The sequence below is a fragment of the Streptomyces sp. NPDC029216 genome, assembly GCF_040648015.1.
In the GTDB taxonomy this organism is placed as follows: Bacteria; Actinomycetota; Actinomycetes; order Streptomycetales; family Streptomycetaceae; genus Streptomyces.
Map to the genome: position 1 here is coordinate 20,306 of NZ_JBEZWL010000012.1, position 13,107 is coordinate 33,412.

The 13,107-nt window shown below is 69.4% G+C and carries 14 protein-coding genes; 6 read left to right on the plus strand and 8 right to left on the minus strand.

What is annotated here, in order from left to right; genetic code table 11:
• Window positions 1-100: 100 nt before the first annotated feature.
• From AB0F18_RS07335 to AB0F18_RS07370, 8 genes are all read right to left on the minus strand, one after another.
• Complete coding sequence (locus tag AB0F18_RS07335) at window positions 101-1,546, minus strand: cytochrome P450 (RefSeq protein WP_362055923.1); 1,446 nt, start codon at window positions 1,544-1,546, stop codon at window positions 101-103.
• The gene (locus AB0F18_RS07340; protein ID WP_362055925.1) at window positions 1,543-2,166 is read right to left on the minus strand and encodes an ATP/GTP-binding protein; all 624 of its coding nucleotides are present in this window, start codon (window positions 2,164-2,166) and stop codon (window positions 1,543-1,545) included. Before AB0F18_RS07340 ends, AB0F18_RS07335 begins: the two co-directional genes overlap by 4 nt.
• Window positions 2,147-2,461: a DUF742 domain-containing protein gene (locus AB0F18_RS07345; protein ID WP_362055927.1), complete on the minus strand. Its 315-nt coding sequence runs from the start codon at window positions 2,459-2,461 to the stop codon at window positions 2,147-2,149. Before AB0F18_RS07345 ends, AB0F18_RS07340 begins: the two co-directional genes overlap by 20 nt.
• A gap of 38 nt (window positions 2,462-2,499) precedes the next feature.
• On the minus strand, window positions 2,500-2,889 hold the full coding sequence (locus AB0F18_RS07350; protein ID WP_053788756.1) for a roadblock/LC7 domain-containing protein: 390 nt from the start codon (window positions 2,887-2,889) through the stop codon (window positions 2,500-2,502).
• Window positions 2,890-2,909: 20 nt separating this feature from the next.
• Window positions 2,910-4,313 carry an ATP-binding protein gene (locus AB0F18_RS07355; protein ID WP_362055929.1) on the minus strand — a complete coding sequence of 468 codons (1,404 nt, stop codon included), beginning with the start codon at window positions 4,311-4,313 and terminating at the stop codon, window positions 2,910-2,912.
• A 518-nt stretch (window positions 4,314-4,831) separates the two neighbouring features.
• Window positions 4,832-5,218, minus strand: coding sequence for a hypothetical protein (locus AB0F18_RS07360; protein WP_362056059.1), 387 nt, complete (start codon window positions 5,216-5,218; stop codon window positions 4,832-4,834).
• 188 nt (window positions 5,219-5,406) lie between these two features.
• The gene (locus AB0F18_RS07365) at window positions 5,407-5,589 is read right to left on the minus strand and encodes a hypothetical protein (RefSeq protein WP_362056061.1); all 183 of its coding nucleotides are present in this window, start codon (window positions 5,587-5,589) and stop codon (window positions 5,407-5,409) included.
• A gap of 92 nt (window positions 5,590-5,681) precedes the next feature.
• Window positions 5,682-6,962 (minus strand): nucleotide sugar dehydrogenase, encoded by a 1,281-nt coding sequence (locus tag AB0F18_RS07370; RefSeq protein WP_362055931.1) that lies wholly within the window; start codon window positions 6,960-6,962, stop codon window positions 5,682-5,684.
• A gap of 154 nt (window positions 6,963-7,116) precedes the next feature.
• Between AB0F18_RS07370 and AB0F18_RS07375 the strand changes: the two genes are divergently transcribed.
• The 6 genes from AB0F18_RS07375 to AB0F18_RS07400 are packed head-to-tail and all read left to right on the plus strand — an operon-like array spanning window position 7,117 to window position 12,945.
• Window positions 7,117-8,088: an NAD-dependent epimerase/dehydratase family protein gene (locus tag AB0F18_RS07375; RefSeq protein ID WP_362055933.1), complete on the plus strand. Its 972-nt coding sequence runs from the start codon at window positions 7,117-7,119 to the stop codon at window positions 8,086-8,088.
• A 23-nt stretch (window positions 8,089-8,111) separates the two neighbouring features.
• Window positions 8,112-9,215, plus strand: a complete 1,104-nt coding sequence (locus AB0F18_RS07380) for an MraY family glycosyltransferase (RefSeq protein ID WP_362055935.1) — start codon at window positions 8,112-8,114, stop codon at window positions 9,213-9,215.
• Between the two features lie 41 nt (window positions 9,216-9,256).
• Window positions 9,257-10,015: a WecB/TagA/CpsF family glycosyltransferase gene (locus AB0F18_RS07385; protein WP_362055937.1), complete on the plus strand. Its 759-nt coding sequence runs from the start codon at window positions 9,257-9,259 to the stop codon at window positions 10,013-10,015.
• Window positions 10,012-10,788 (plus strand): FkbM family methyltransferase, encoded by a 777-nt coding sequence (locus AB0F18_RS07390; protein ID WP_362055939.1) that lies wholly within the window; start codon window positions 10,012-10,014, stop codon window positions 10,786-10,788. Before AB0F18_RS07385 ends, AB0F18_RS07390 begins: the two co-directional genes overlap by 4 nt.
• Entirely contained in the window at window positions 10,785-11,909 is a 1,125-nt protein-coding gene (locus tag AB0F18_RS07395; protein WP_362055941.1) for a glycosyltransferase family 4 protein, read from the plus strand. The genes AB0F18_RS07390 and AB0F18_RS07395 overlap by 4 nt, the downstream gene beginning before the upstream one ends.
• Complete coding sequence (locus AB0F18_RS07400; protein ID WP_362055943.1) at window positions 11,896-12,945, plus strand: LCP family protein; 1,050 nt, start codon at window positions 11,896-11,898, stop codon at window positions 12,943-12,945. Before AB0F18_RS07395 ends, AB0F18_RS07400 begins: the two co-directional genes overlap by 14 nt.
• Window positions 12,946-13,107: the final 162 nt, after the last annotated feature.

Sequence of the window (13,107 nt, forward strand, 5' to 3'; positions counted from 1 at the left end):
CACCCGGTTGGTGCCCGCCCAGCTGTGGGGAGGCTGCCGAACCACGCCGTCCGGCAGTCTCCTCGGCTGTGGTGCTCGGCTCTGATGCGAGCTGCGAGGCCTACAGCCTCCGCAGGAACCGCCTCAGCCGCGCCCCCCACGAGGTGCGGGGTTCGATTGGGCGCGACAACTCGGGCTCGGGTACCGGCCATTGGGACGCCGTCGGAATACTGCTGCTCGGCGGGGGCGCGGCCGGCAGCGGTGTCAGTACATCATCGGCTTCCCGACTGCGGGACGCGAACTTCACGGGCAGCGCCGTCAGATGCCGGGACCAGGTGGAGGAGCGCCAGGTGAGCTCTTCCTCGGGCACCGCCAGGCTGATGTCGGGAAGCCGGGTGAGCAGGATGTCGATGCCGGTGTCGGCGATGACCCGGCTGATGTCCTGGCCCGGGCACTCATGGGCGCCGGCGCTGAAGGACAGGTGCGCGCGGTTGTGGTGCACGCGGGTCGAGGGGTCCGGGCGGACCACCTGATCGACGTTCCCGGCGGCCAGGCCCAGCAGGAGCATGTCTCCCGCCTTGATCTCCTGTCCTCCGAGGGTGGTGTCACCGGTGGCCCAGCGGCCCGGGCACACCATCAGCGGTGGCTCGTCCCAGAGCACTTGCTCCACTGCTTCGGGCAAGGTCATCTGGCCGCCGGCCAACGACCCGCGGAACCGCGGGTCGGTGACCACCATTCGCAGTACGTTGGACATGAGATTGGCGGTCGTCTCATAGCCCGCGAGCAGGATGAGGCGCAGGTGGTGCTGCACCTCCTCGTCCGTGAGGCCGGCCGGGTGGGCCATCAGCACGGATGCGATGTCCTGCCCGGGCAGGGCGCGCTTGGCGACGACGAGCTGCTCGAGGGTCTCCAGCACATAGGCGTTGCTCGCGAGCGACGTTTCGGTGCCCTTGAAGAGGTCCCGGGCGGCGTGCACGAGCTTGGGACCGTACTCGTCCGGCATTCCGAGCAGGTGGGTGAGGACGAGCATGGGCAGGTGCTCGGTGAACTGACCGACCAGCTCCGCCTTGCCCGTTTCGCAGAAATCATCGACCAGCTGGTGCGCGAAGCGGGTGATGTGGCGGCGGATTCCGCGTTGGTCGAACTGGTTGAGGCCGGCCGTGACCGCGCCCCGCAGGCGCTGGTGCTCTTCGCCGTCCGCACATACGCAGTCGGGTCGCCAGCCGATCATCGGCACCAGCGGCGAGGTGGTGGCGTCGATCTCGCCACTCTTCCAGCCGTGCCAGGTGCGGGGGTCGCGGGAGAACTGGGTGGAGCGGCTGGCCACATCACGGTTCTCGAGGTATCCCAGGACGAGCCAGGCCCGTACGTCCCCGTCGAGCAGGACGGGCGCCACCGGACCGTGGGCGGCACGCAACTTTTCGTACAGGCCCATGGGGTCGGTCTCGGCCGCGGCGCCCCAGAGCGGGGTCGCTGCGTCGAGTCCCGTGGCGGTGTGTGCCGGGCAACCAGGGGGCGGGGTGAGCCCTGGTTCCGTGGTGGTGTGGTCAGTGGGTGGGACGGTCATACGGACTCCTGAGCGGCGGCGAGGGTGCACAGGTAGCCCATCAGCGAGAGCAGGGCGTCGCGGCTGGACGACCGGTCGCGTGCGTCACAGGTGATGATGGGCACCGATTCGTTGAGCGCCAGAGCAGTACGCAGGGCTGGTACCGGGTGCTGCGGCGCCTCGGGGAAGGTGTTGACGGCCACGACGAAGGGGACGCGGCGGTCTTCCAGACGGGTGATGATCTCGAAACAGACTTCGATCCTCCGGGTGTCGACGAGGACCACGGCACCGAGCGCGCCTTCGAAGATGCCGTTCCACAGGAACCAGAAGCGCTCCTGTCCCGGCGTCCCGAAGAGATAGAGGATCAGCTCCTCGTTGATGCTGATGCGGCCGAAGTCCAGAGCAACGGTCGTGGTGTTCTTGCGTTCCGCACCGGGATTGTGGTCGATCCCGACGCCGGCCTGAGTCATGGTTTCTTCGGTGGTCAGGGGCGGGATCTCGCTCACCGCCCCGACCATGGTCGTCTTGCCCACCCCGAAGCCGCCGACGATCACGACCTTGACTCCCCTGGCGCCGTGCGGCAGCAGCACGTCCGAGCGGCGGGGGCCGGCGGCGGGAGCGTCAGAGCCTACGTAGTCCATGGATCACCGCCTCCAGAAGGCCAAGTTCGGGGACCGCCGCGACAGGAACGGGAGCAGTGGCCTGGACTCGCTCGTTGTCCACGAGCTTGGAGAGCAGCACCGTGATGACGCTGAACGGCAGGCTGAGGTACGCGGAAATCTCGGCCACGGACAACGGGTATTGGCACATGGTGAGGATGGCCGCCTGCTCGGGCTGCATACCGGGTTCGGGTGCGGACCTCGATGAGATGAGGGTGACCAGGTTGAAGGCTTTGGCGGAGGAACCTGGGCCACCGGAGATGACATAAAGCGGCACGGGACTGCCTTCGTCCCATGCTTCCTGGTTCTGTGACGTCACATCGCCTGCCCGACGTCCTCACGAGGCGGGCTGGTCATGTGTTGGCCGATCCGGACCACCAGCGTACGCATGCGGTCGCCCAGCAAGCCCGCGTCCACCTCCGCGTCGGCCAGCACCGCGAGATAGGCCCCGGGACCGGCCGCCATGAGGGAGAAGTACCCGCCGTCGACTTCGATTCCCACCATGTGGGTCGAGCCGTCTCCGTGCGGGAACTTCTGCGCGATGGCCTTCGCCAGGCTTTGGATTCCCGAGCAGGCAGCGGCGATCGCGTCAGCGGTGTCGGGCTCCGTGTTCGCTTGACCGATGCACAGACCGTCCGATGACAACACGACCACGTGTCGCACGTACGGGACGCTGGCTGCCAGCTCCTTGAGCATCCAGTCCATGTTGGGCAGTGGCGGCACGGTTACTCACCCTCGTCTGATGGCTCGTTGGTTCGAATGGAAGGGCCCGTACTCGGCCTCTTCTCGCCGCTGAACGCCTCCCACATCAGGCCCGGCTGCCGGGGTGCGTCGGCCGTTCCCGGGGTGGCGGCCGGAGCGGCCGGCGGATGGGGGGTCGTGCGGACGACCGGTGTGGGGACGGGCGACTCGCGTCGCCGTTGAGGCAGTCCGTTCACCGTCTTTTCGGCCTCGACGGAATCTGCTGCGGCATCGCGCGTCATCGTCGGCCTCGGCACGGCCGGTGCGCCCGTGGGCCTCGGCGTGAACTGTTGGACCTTCGAGGCAGGCTGCTGAACTGTGGTGATCAGGCGCCGCGGAACGAGCACGACGGCCCGCACGCCTCCGTACGCGGAGGTGCGCAAGTCGACGTCGAGGCCGTGCTCGCGGGCCAGCCTGCTGACGACGGGCAGGCCGAGCTGCGTTGCCTCGCCCAGGTCGGCCAGATCCATGCCGGATGATGGCTGAGCCATGACGCGGTCGATGCGCTGGCGGGCCTCTTCGGTGAGCCCGACACCACGGTCCTCGATCTCGATCGCGACACCAGAGGGCACCTCGCTCGCGGTCACCTCGACCGGGGCGTGCGGCGGTGAGAAGGTAGTGGCGTTGTCGAGCAACTCGGCGAGCAGGTGGATCAGCGGCTCGGCTCCCTGACCGATCACAGCCACCTCTGTCACCGACTGCAGCTTCACGCGGGGATAGTCCACGATGCGTGACATGGCCCCTCGCACGATGTCGTAGAGAGGGATCGCTTTCGACCACTGACGCCCGGGCCGGGCGTCACCCAGTACCGCGATGCTGGCCGCAAGGCGCCCGATCAGGGCATTGCGATGGTCGATGTCCTGCAGGCCATGGGAGACCACTATGTCCGTACCATGCAGGATCTGCATGTCGCGCAGGTCCTTGGCGAGTTGATGCACGATCGCCTGGACCCGCCGGGCGATCGCCACCAGTGCCCGCTGCGACGAGTCCCGTGTGCGTTCCTCGGCATCCACGGCTTCCAGGAGCGTCCGCAGAGCTGCTCGGAGCGCTTCGGCGAACTCGCTGTCGAGATGTTCCCCGAACGGGACGGACTGCAGGATCTCCGAAGGGGGCTCACCCTTCTGCAGGCGGGCGACAGCCGCGGGGAGGAGCTCTTCGGCGAGCCATACAGTGGTGGCCCGCTGATCGGACAGGCGCGCGAGCAGCACGGTCTCGCGTTGCGCGTAGTACCGCTGCACCTCGGCATTCGCCCGTGCGTAGCGGGCCGCCTCCGCCAAGCGCGTCCGGCGCGCCGTCTCAGCCGAAGTGATGGCCGTCAGGACGACCGCGACGAGGCCGCACCAGGCAACCGGCGTGCGTATCTGCGCGGAAACATAGATCAGCGCCACGACGCAGGCCCCAGCCAGAACACCAGGGGGGATTAGCCATGCTGGAGCCACTGCACGTGGCAGCGCTCTAGGGGTTGAACCTGCACGAACCATCGAAGGGTCCCTAAACAGTCTGGAATTAGTGGACTGGGCGTGATGCGGTGCGCCGACAAGAACGGTCGGGACTTCGCTCGACCGGGCAAAGATGTTCCAATGGGTGGGCCCGAAGGGCCGGTTCGAGATCGCATCGGTGGTCACGCCTCCCGCGGCCAGGCTCCGTCTGCGCGCAATGCGACGTTCGACTCGCGGTGAGTGCAGTGCAACACGCGAGGCGAGCATAGTCAGTTCGGGTACGCCAGGTGGCCATGACTGGAACGGAAATCTCCGTTGATCGATCTGGGCCCATAGTTGATCGATCATCGCCATGACACACACTGCAAATGCATGGGATCGACCGTAGCCAGCAGCTTGCTGTTCTTGGCTCCCAGCTTCGGCCTCCGGCGCCTCCAGGCCCGTGCGTGCCATGGAGCAAGGACGCCTCAGGAGGCACGGCATTGGCGTCGTCGTACGTCACCTGTCGAGTCGGTCCTGCCACGTACAGGCAATTCACATTTCGCCACGCCACGGAGCCTTGCAGCTGCGGTCCTGGTGGCACGTCCACGGGCACGGGGATCGCGGACAGGCCCGCCGAGGCGGCGGCCGAGGCCCTTCGCGTAGCCGGAGTGGATCACGATCCGTTCCGGATCCGCGGCGGCGGCGCGCACCCGCCGCAGATATCCGACCACGACATTGCGCGGTACGGCGCTGCCGCCCGGGTCGCCGTAGTCGAGCGCTGCCGTCGGCATGGTGCGTGCCGCCTCGAGCGCGGCGGAGCGGCCCAGGGTCAGGACGGAGACGAGCGCGAAGGGGGCGATCGGTGTGCCCATTGCGCGCCGGTCAGGCCGACCGCCGCTGCCAGTGCGGCGGCTGCGGCGATCAGGCCGGCGAGTGCGGCGGCCGCTGTGATCGCGACCCCCGCCCCCACCGATCCGGCATCCCGCCAGCGGCCCGGTCCAGGTTGGCGCGCACGATTGCCGCCCGGGCGCCGACGAGGACATGTCCAGGAGGCTGCCGATCAGGGCGGCGCGGCGGTCCTCGGCGGGCAGGACCCGGCCGGAGAGGTCAGGGCCATATTGTCGCCGACGGGCAGGTCGACGTCCGCGTCTTCGGGGCGGCGAGGCGGGGTGGCGCCTACGGATGCCGCCGTGGTCCAGGAGTCGACCACGCTGCTGCGTTCCAGGAGTGCCACGGAGTCCATGGCGAACAGGGATGGGTGGTCATGCCCGCTCTGGAAGCCCGGTGCGCGCGGTGATCTGTGTCGTGGGCGGCCCTGACCGTGGCACCGTGCGGCTACAGGCGGTCGATCCGGTCTCCGCGGCAGCGGTTGCGGGCGTCGAAGACGTACGTCGCATGGCGTTCCACCAGGCCGTAGTCGAGGCAGTCGTGGTCGGTCAGGACAACGACTGCGTCTGTAGTCGCGATCTCCGCCTCGGTCAGTTCGACGCACAGCACCCCGGGCGGCAGCAACCGGGCATCGGCGTACGGCTCCACGGCCCGGACGCGCGCGCCGCGCGCCATCAGCAGCTCGGCGACGGTGGCGGCGGGGGACTCCCGTACATCCCCGGTGTTCTTCTTGTACGCGAGCCCGAGCACCAGCACCCGTGCGCCGGCCAGCGGTCGGCCAAGCCCGGCGAGACCGCCCTCGATGCGCCCCACCACGTACTCGGGCATGTGTTCGTTGATCTCGTGGGCGAGCGAGACGAAGCGCACGTCGTGCTGGAGCTTCTGCCGTACCTGCCAGGAGAGATACGAGGGGTCGACCGGCAGGCAGTGACCGCCCACCCCGGGGCCGGGCGTGAAGGGCATGAACCCGAACGGCTTGGTGGCGGCCGCGTCCACCGCTTCCCAGATGTCGACGCCGAGGGGGCCGGCGCACATCGCGAGTTCGTTGACGAGCGCGATGTTCACCTGCCGGAAGGTGTTCTCCAGCAGCTTGGTCAGTTCGGCGGTGCGCGGGGAGGAGACCGGCACGGTCCGGGTCACGATCCGGTCGTAGAACTCCGTGACGGCTTCGAGGGAGGCGTCGTCGATGCCGGAGACGACCTTGGGAGTGTTCTCCAGCTGCCAACGGGCGTTGCCCGGGTCGATGCGTTCCGGGCTGTACCCGAGCCGGAATCCGTCGCCGGCCCGGAGCCCGCTGCCCGCCTCCAGGATCGGCAGGAGGATCTCCTCGGTGGTGCCGGGGTACGTCGTCGACTCCAGCACCACGACCGCACCCGGACGCAGGAGCAGGGCGACCGACCGCCCCGCGCTTTTGACGCACCGCAGGTCCGGGGCGCCGTCGCGCAGGGGAGTGGGCACGGCGATCACGCAGACGTCGAAGGTGCCCGCGTCGGCGTAGTCGGTGCTGACCCTCAGCCGCCCGGAATCGAGCAGCGGCAGTAGTCGTTCATCCGGGATGTCCTCGATGTACGAGTCGGCGGCCTCCAGCCGCTTGACGCGCTGCTCGTCGGTGTCCAGTCCGGTGACCCGGAAGCCCGCCTCCGCAGCACGCACCGCCAGCGGCAGCCCCACATATCCCAGTCCGACTACCAGAACTTTCCGTCGTGCTGAGGTCTCTGTTGATCCCATCTGACGTTTCTCCGATCTGCGTGTGATGCAACCCGTGTTGGTCGTTACAGATTGTGACAAAACGGGCTAATGTGTCAGCGGCATATAACAGATGCCGTTCCGCATCACTCGGATACCGCAACCGAACAGGCGGCGTATGAATCCCTCGACGTACTTGATCACTGGCGGTGCCGGCTTTATCGGCTCACATCTCACCGACGCCCTGCTCGCCCAGGGCCATGCGGTCGTCGTGCTCGACAACCTCGCCACCGGAAGCGAGAAGAACCTGGACGAGGCCCGACGGAATCCACACTTCCGATTCGTCCATGGCTCGGTACTCGACCAGCTGCTCGTGGACGAATGGGTCCGCCGGTGCGACACGGTGATCCATCTGGCCGCCGCCGTCGGCGTCCGGCTGATCGTGGAACGGCCTCTCCAGTCCTTCACCACCAACCTCCGCGGTACCGAGACCGTCATCGAGGCGGCCCACCGGTACCGCCGCAAAGTGCTCGTCGCCTCCACCTCGGAGATCTACGGCAAGAACTCCTCGGGACCACTCGCCGAGGGCTCCGACCGGATCCTCGGCAGCACGAGCGTGGCGCGCTGGTCGTACTCCACCGCCAAGGCCGTCGACGAGATCCTCGCCTTCGCCTACCACCGTGAACTGGGCCTGCCCACCATCGTGGTACGGCTGTTCAACACGGTCGGACCGCGGCAGAGCCCCGCGTACGGGATGGTCGTGCCCCGGCTGGTGCGCCAGGCCGTCGAGGGGGAACCGCTCACCGTGCACGGCGACGGCACGCAGCAGCGCTGTTTCGCGCACGTCGCCGACGTCGTCGACGCGCTGCTGCGACTGCTCGCCCACCCGGACGCGGTCGGCAAGGTCTTCAACATCGGTACGAACGAAGAGACCACCATCGCCGGGCTGGCCGCCCGCGTCATCGCACGCAGCGCCAGCAACTCGGACATCCGGCTGGTCCCCTACCACCAGGCGTACGGCGAGGGTTTCGAGGACATGGAGCGCCGGCTGCCCGACACCGCACGCATCCGCACCCTCACCGGTTGGCGGCCGCAGCGCACCCTCGACGACATCCTCGACGCGACCATCGCCGAGGCGCGCGCCGAGCGCGTGCCGGTGCCGGCCTGACCTGGTCTGAGAGGACCTTCACCGTGTCCTACGCGCTCGCGGCCGCAGCGGCTGCCCTGCTGCTCACCGCCGTACTGACCGAACTCCTACGTGCCCTCGCACTGCGGTGGCGACACGCCTGTGCCGGTCTCCTGGACCGGCCCGGCGCGCACAAGGCGCACACTCTCCCCACCCCCCATCTGGGCGGGGTCGCGGTGGCCGCGGGAACCCTCGCCGTGACCACCTCGGGACAGTGGACCGGGCAGGCGCCGCCGGACCCCGAGGTCGGCACGCTGCTCGCGGTCGCAGCCGCCGTCGCCGTGCTCGGACTGCTCGACGACCTGCGGCCGCTGGGGCCCGGGGCGCGACTCATCGTCGAGACGGGTGCCGCGGGTGCCGTGGCGTACGGCAGCGGACTGGGGCTGCTGACAGGGGCCCTCGCCGTGCTGTGGATCGTCTTCGTCACCAACGCCTTCAACCTGCTGGACAACTCCGACGGAGCAATGGGGACGGTCGCTGCCGTCACCGCACTGGGGCTCGCCATCTGCGCGATCACCGAGGGCCGTACCGGTCTCGCCCTGCTGCTCTGCGTACTGGCCGCCGCCCTCACCGGCTTCCTGCTGCGCAACTGGCATCCCGCCCGGATCTTCCTCGGCGACTGCGGCTCGCTGTTCACCGGTTTCGTGCTGTCCTCCGCCGCCGTACTGCTGCACACCGGCGATACCCCGGCCCGCACCATGGGCGTGTTGCTCGCCTTCACCCTCGTCGTCACCGCCGACACCGCGCTCGTCCTCGTCTCCCGGCGCCGGGCCGGCCGCCGGCTGCTGCTCGGCGGCACCGACCACATCGCGCACCGGCTCCAGCAGCTCGGCCTGACGGTGCGGGGAACGGCCGCGGTACTGGGCGTCACCGCGTTCGTCGGGACGGTCATCGGGCTGCTGATCCACCACGCCTGGCTGCCGCCCCTTGTAGTACTGCCGATGGCGGTCGCCACGCTTCTGGCCCTCGGCGGACTGCTCAGGGTGCCGGTGTACGGGGTCGGCGGGGTTGGCCGGCCTCGCCGACCAACTGGCCCGCGCCGGGGCCGAGGCCGCTGGACCGTTGGCAGACCCCGTGCTGCCAGGACGATCGATGCGGCAAGCAGGTGACGGGCAGGGACGTGCGCCTGCCGGCCACAACGCGCACGGACGTGTCCACCGGCCTGACCACCGTCCTGTGCGCCGGGGTTCCTGTGGCCGCTGCGACTCCGGCCGCCGCGGCCGCCGCGGTCGTCCGGCTCGCAACCGAGGGCGTGGCGGCCGACGTCCACCTCTGCAACGCGTACACACTCGCCCTAGCCGACCGGGACCCGCGACTGGGCCAGGTGCTGCGGACCGCGACGCTCAACCTCCCCGACGGACAAGGGGTGGTGTGGGCCAACCGGATCGTCCACCGGAGCCGCTCCTTGCCGCCGATGCGGGTGTACGGCCCCGACCTCTTCCTGGACGTCTTCCGAACCGGACAGGACGTGGGCCTGCGCCACTACCTCCTCGGCTCCACCCCGGCGGTACTGGAACAGCTGGGCGCCGAGCTGCTCGCCCGTTTCCCACGCGCCCTGATCGTCGCCGTCGAGTCGCCGCCGTTCCGCGAACCGACCGACGGGGAACGGCAGTCGCAGCTCGACCGGATCCGCGCGAGCGGCGCCCAGATCGTCTGGCTCGGCCTCGGCACCCCCAAACAGGACTACGAAGCCGCCCGGCTCGCCGCCGCGCACCCCGCGGTGTTCGCCGCCGTCGGCGCCGCCTTCGACTTCGTCTCCGGCAACAAGCCGCAGGCCCCGCTGTGGATGCAGCGACACGGCCTGGAATGGCTCTTCCGCCTCTGCAGTGAACCGCGCCGGCTGTGGCGCCGGGTGCTGTGGGGGCATCCCCGTTTCCTCTGGGCAGCATACAAAGGAGCACGACAGTGACCCTCCTTCACCGTGCGCGCAGCACCATGCAGCGCCTCGGCATCGATATCGCCCGCTATCCGGCAAGCTGGAGCGGTCGGCAACTCGTGCAGTTGCTCCGAAAGTTCGATGTCGGCCTCGTCATTGACGCGGGTGCACACGCCGGCGGCTACGGCACGATGCTCCGCCGCTCCGGCTACCGCGGCCGTATCGTCTCCTTCGAGCCGCTCACCGGCCCACGCACGGAGCTCCACCGCAGGGCGGCGTCCGACCCGGCCTGGACGGTCCTGCCGTACGCGCTCGGCGACCACTCCGGCACCATTGTCATGAACGTCGCGGGCAACGCGGGCGCGAGCAGCTCCGTCCTTCCCATGCTCGAACGCCACCGCGCGGCCGCCCCGCACGCCGCCTACCTGAGCCGGCAGACCGCCGAGATCCGCCGCCTCGACGAACTGTGGGAGCAGATCGTCGCCCCGGGCGAGCGGGTGTTCCTCAAGATGGACGTCCAGGGGTACGAGGCGCATGTGCTGCGCGGCGCCGGCAGGTACGCGAGCGAGTGCGTCGGCATCCAGACCGAGACGTCCTTCGTGCCCCTGTACCGGGACGGCCTGCTCTTCGACGACGCCCTCGCCCTCACCCAGGGCGAGTTGGGCCTCACCCTGATGTCCGTCGTGCCCGGGTTCACCGACCCGCGCACCGGCCAGATGCTCCAGTGCGACCTGGTGCTCTTCCGCGCGGACACCGCCCCCAAGACCGGGCGCATGCCGGCCCAGGCGGCGCGGGCGGCCCGGTGAGAAGAGCCGTCGTCGTCCAGCAGTACGTGCCGGGCTACCGCCTCGCGTTCTACGAACGCCTGACCCGCGAACTCGCCGGACGGGACATCGAGCTGACCATCGCCCACGGCCGACCCTGGGGCAAGGACGTCCGGCGCGCCGACGCCTGCGCCCTTCCCGGAACGGTCCTGCTGCCGCAGCGCACCTTCCGCCTCGCCGACCGCCATCTCGTCTGGAGGGGCCTGGGCCCCCTCGCCCGCGACTGCGACGCCCTGGTACTCGGGCAGTCCCTGCACAGCCTGGAGAACTACCGCGCACTGCTGAGCCGTGGCGGCCCACCTGTCGGGCTGTGGGGCCACGGCGGGACCTACACGCGCAGCCACCCGGCCCCGCTGCGCGCAGCCAAGCGCGCTCTGACCCAGCGGGCCCGCTGGTTCTTCGCCTATACGGAGAAGGGCGCCCGGCACGTCATCGGCGAGGGCTTCCCCGAACAGCGGGTCACGACGGTCCGCAACACCGTGGACACCAGGTCCCTGGTCGCAGCCCGTTCCCGTATCCCCGGCACCGAACTCTCGGCCCTGCGGCAGTCGTACGGGCTGCGCCCCGGTCGTACCGCGCTGTACGTCGGCGGCCTCGACGCCGCCAAACGCATCCCGTTCCTGCTGGCGGCGGCCGACCGGGTTGCGCAACTGCTGCCCGGCTTCAGGCTGCTCGTCGCGGGCGACGGGGCGCAGCGACACCTGGTGGAGGAAGTCCAGCGTGCGGGCGGTCCCGTCGTGTACGTGGGGACGGCCACCGCTGAGGAGAAGGCCCGGCTCGGCGCTGTCGCCGACGTCCTGCTGGTGCCCGGCGCGGTGGGGCTCGCCGCGGTCGACTCGTTCGCGCTGGACACGCCCCTGGTCACCACCACCCACGCCGCGCACGGGCCCGAGTTCGAGTATCTGCAGCACGGCCGCAACGCACTCGTCGTGGATGGTGGCCTGGACGCGTACAGCGCGGCCGTCACGGATCTGCTCACCCGGCCCGCACTCTACGACAGGCTGCTTTCCGCCTGTCGGACGGATGCCGAGCTGTACACGGTCGAGTCGATGGCACAGCGATTTGCCGACGGAGTGGAGGGCCTGATCGATGCCGGTACCTGAGAGCTGGTGGCGCAGTCGCAAGGTCCTGAGACGGCTCGCCATCGGCGCCGTCCTACTGTTCGCGGTGACGGCAGGTGCCGGCTGGCTGCTGTACCAGCGGATCGACGGCAACATCCGCACCGACGAGGCCGCCGCCCGGGCCCTCGCAGCAGACCACGGCAAGCGGCCCCGCCCCGCGCCCGGCAAGGCCCAGAACATCCTGGTGCTCGGCTCGGACAAGGAAGCGAACTGGGGCAGCGAACGCTCCGACACCGCCATGCTGATCCACCTCTCCGCGGACCGAAGCCGGGCCGCCGTGGTCAGCGTGCCGCGGGACCTGGTGGTGGACATCCCCAGCTGCCTGCAGCCGGACGGATCCCGCAGCACGGCCCAGCACGCCCCGTTCAACTGGGCCTTCCAGTTCGGCAGGGCCGCCTGTGCGGTCCGTACCTTCGAGGACCTCTCCGGTATCCCGGTCGACCACCATCTCGTCGTCGACTTCTCCGGCTTCAGAAGGGTCGTCGACGCTGTCGGGGGCGTGGAGGTGAACGTGTCCGAGAAGGTGCGTGAGCCTGAGTACGACATCACGCTCCAGCCCGGCAGGCAGCTGCTGCGCGGACAACGGGCACTCGTGTTCGTACGTACGAGGGTGGGCGTCGGCGACGGCAGCGACCTCCAACGGGTGGAGCGGCAGAAGCAGTTCACTCGGGAGTTGTTGAAGAAGGTGCAGAGCGACGGAGTGCTGACCAACCCCACCAAGCTGTACCCGCTGCTGGACGCGGCGACGTCCTCGCTGGTGGCAGACCCCGGCCTCGACTCGCTGGACGAGCTCTACCGGCTGGTGAACAGCGCGCGGGCGATCCCCGCGAGCGGCACGCAGATCCTGACCGTTCCGAGCGTGGAGCACCCCGATCAGCGGGGCCGGTACACGATGGTCGAGGATCAAGCCGAGGCCTTGTTCCGGGCGATCCGCGACGACCGGCCGCTGCCGAAGGTCTACAACGCGTACGAGAAGGACCCGTCCGGCCGGTCCTTTCTGGACGGCTCCGACTCCTAGTGAGGTTGTGATCAATTGCTGCTGGCGGCCCTCGACGAGCGTGGGTCGTTGACGGGTTTGGTGAGGGCGTGATGTGTACACGCCCTGGTGGCCAGGAGCGGGCAGCCACAGAGGGGTGCGGAATCCATGAGTCGAGTGGCGCCGTAGGCCGTCCGAGGGCCC

Coding starts and splice junctions, on each gene's coding strand:
- AB0F18_RS07335 (WP_362055923.1), bottom strand. CDS start 1,546: ATGACCGTCCCACCCACTGACCACACCACCACGGAACCAGGGCTCACC.
- AB0F18_RS07340 (WP_362055925.1), bottom strand. CDS start 2,166: ATGGACTACGTAGGCTCTGACGCTCCCGCCGCCGGCCCCCGCCGCTCG.
- AB0F18_RS07350 (WP_053788756.1), bottom strand. CDS start 2,889: ATGGACTGGATGCTCAAGGAGCTGGCAGCCAGCGTCCCGTACGTGCGA.
- AB0F18_RS07360 (WP_362056059.1), bottom strand. CDS start 5,218: ATGGGCACACCGATCGCCCCCTTCGCGCTCGTCTCCGTCCTGACCCTG.
- AB0F18_RS07365 (WP_362056061.1), bottom strand. CDS start 5,589: ATGGACTCCGTGGCACTCCTGGAACGCAGCAGCGTGGTCGACTCCTGG.
- AB0F18_RS07370 (WP_362055931.1), bottom strand. CDS start 6,962: ATGGGATCAACAGAGACCTCAGCACGACGGAAAGTTCTGGTAGTCGGA.
- AB0F18_RS07400 (WP_362055943.1), top strand. CDS start 11,896: ATGCCGGTACCTGAGAGCTGGTGGCGCAGTCGCAAGGTCCTGAGACGG.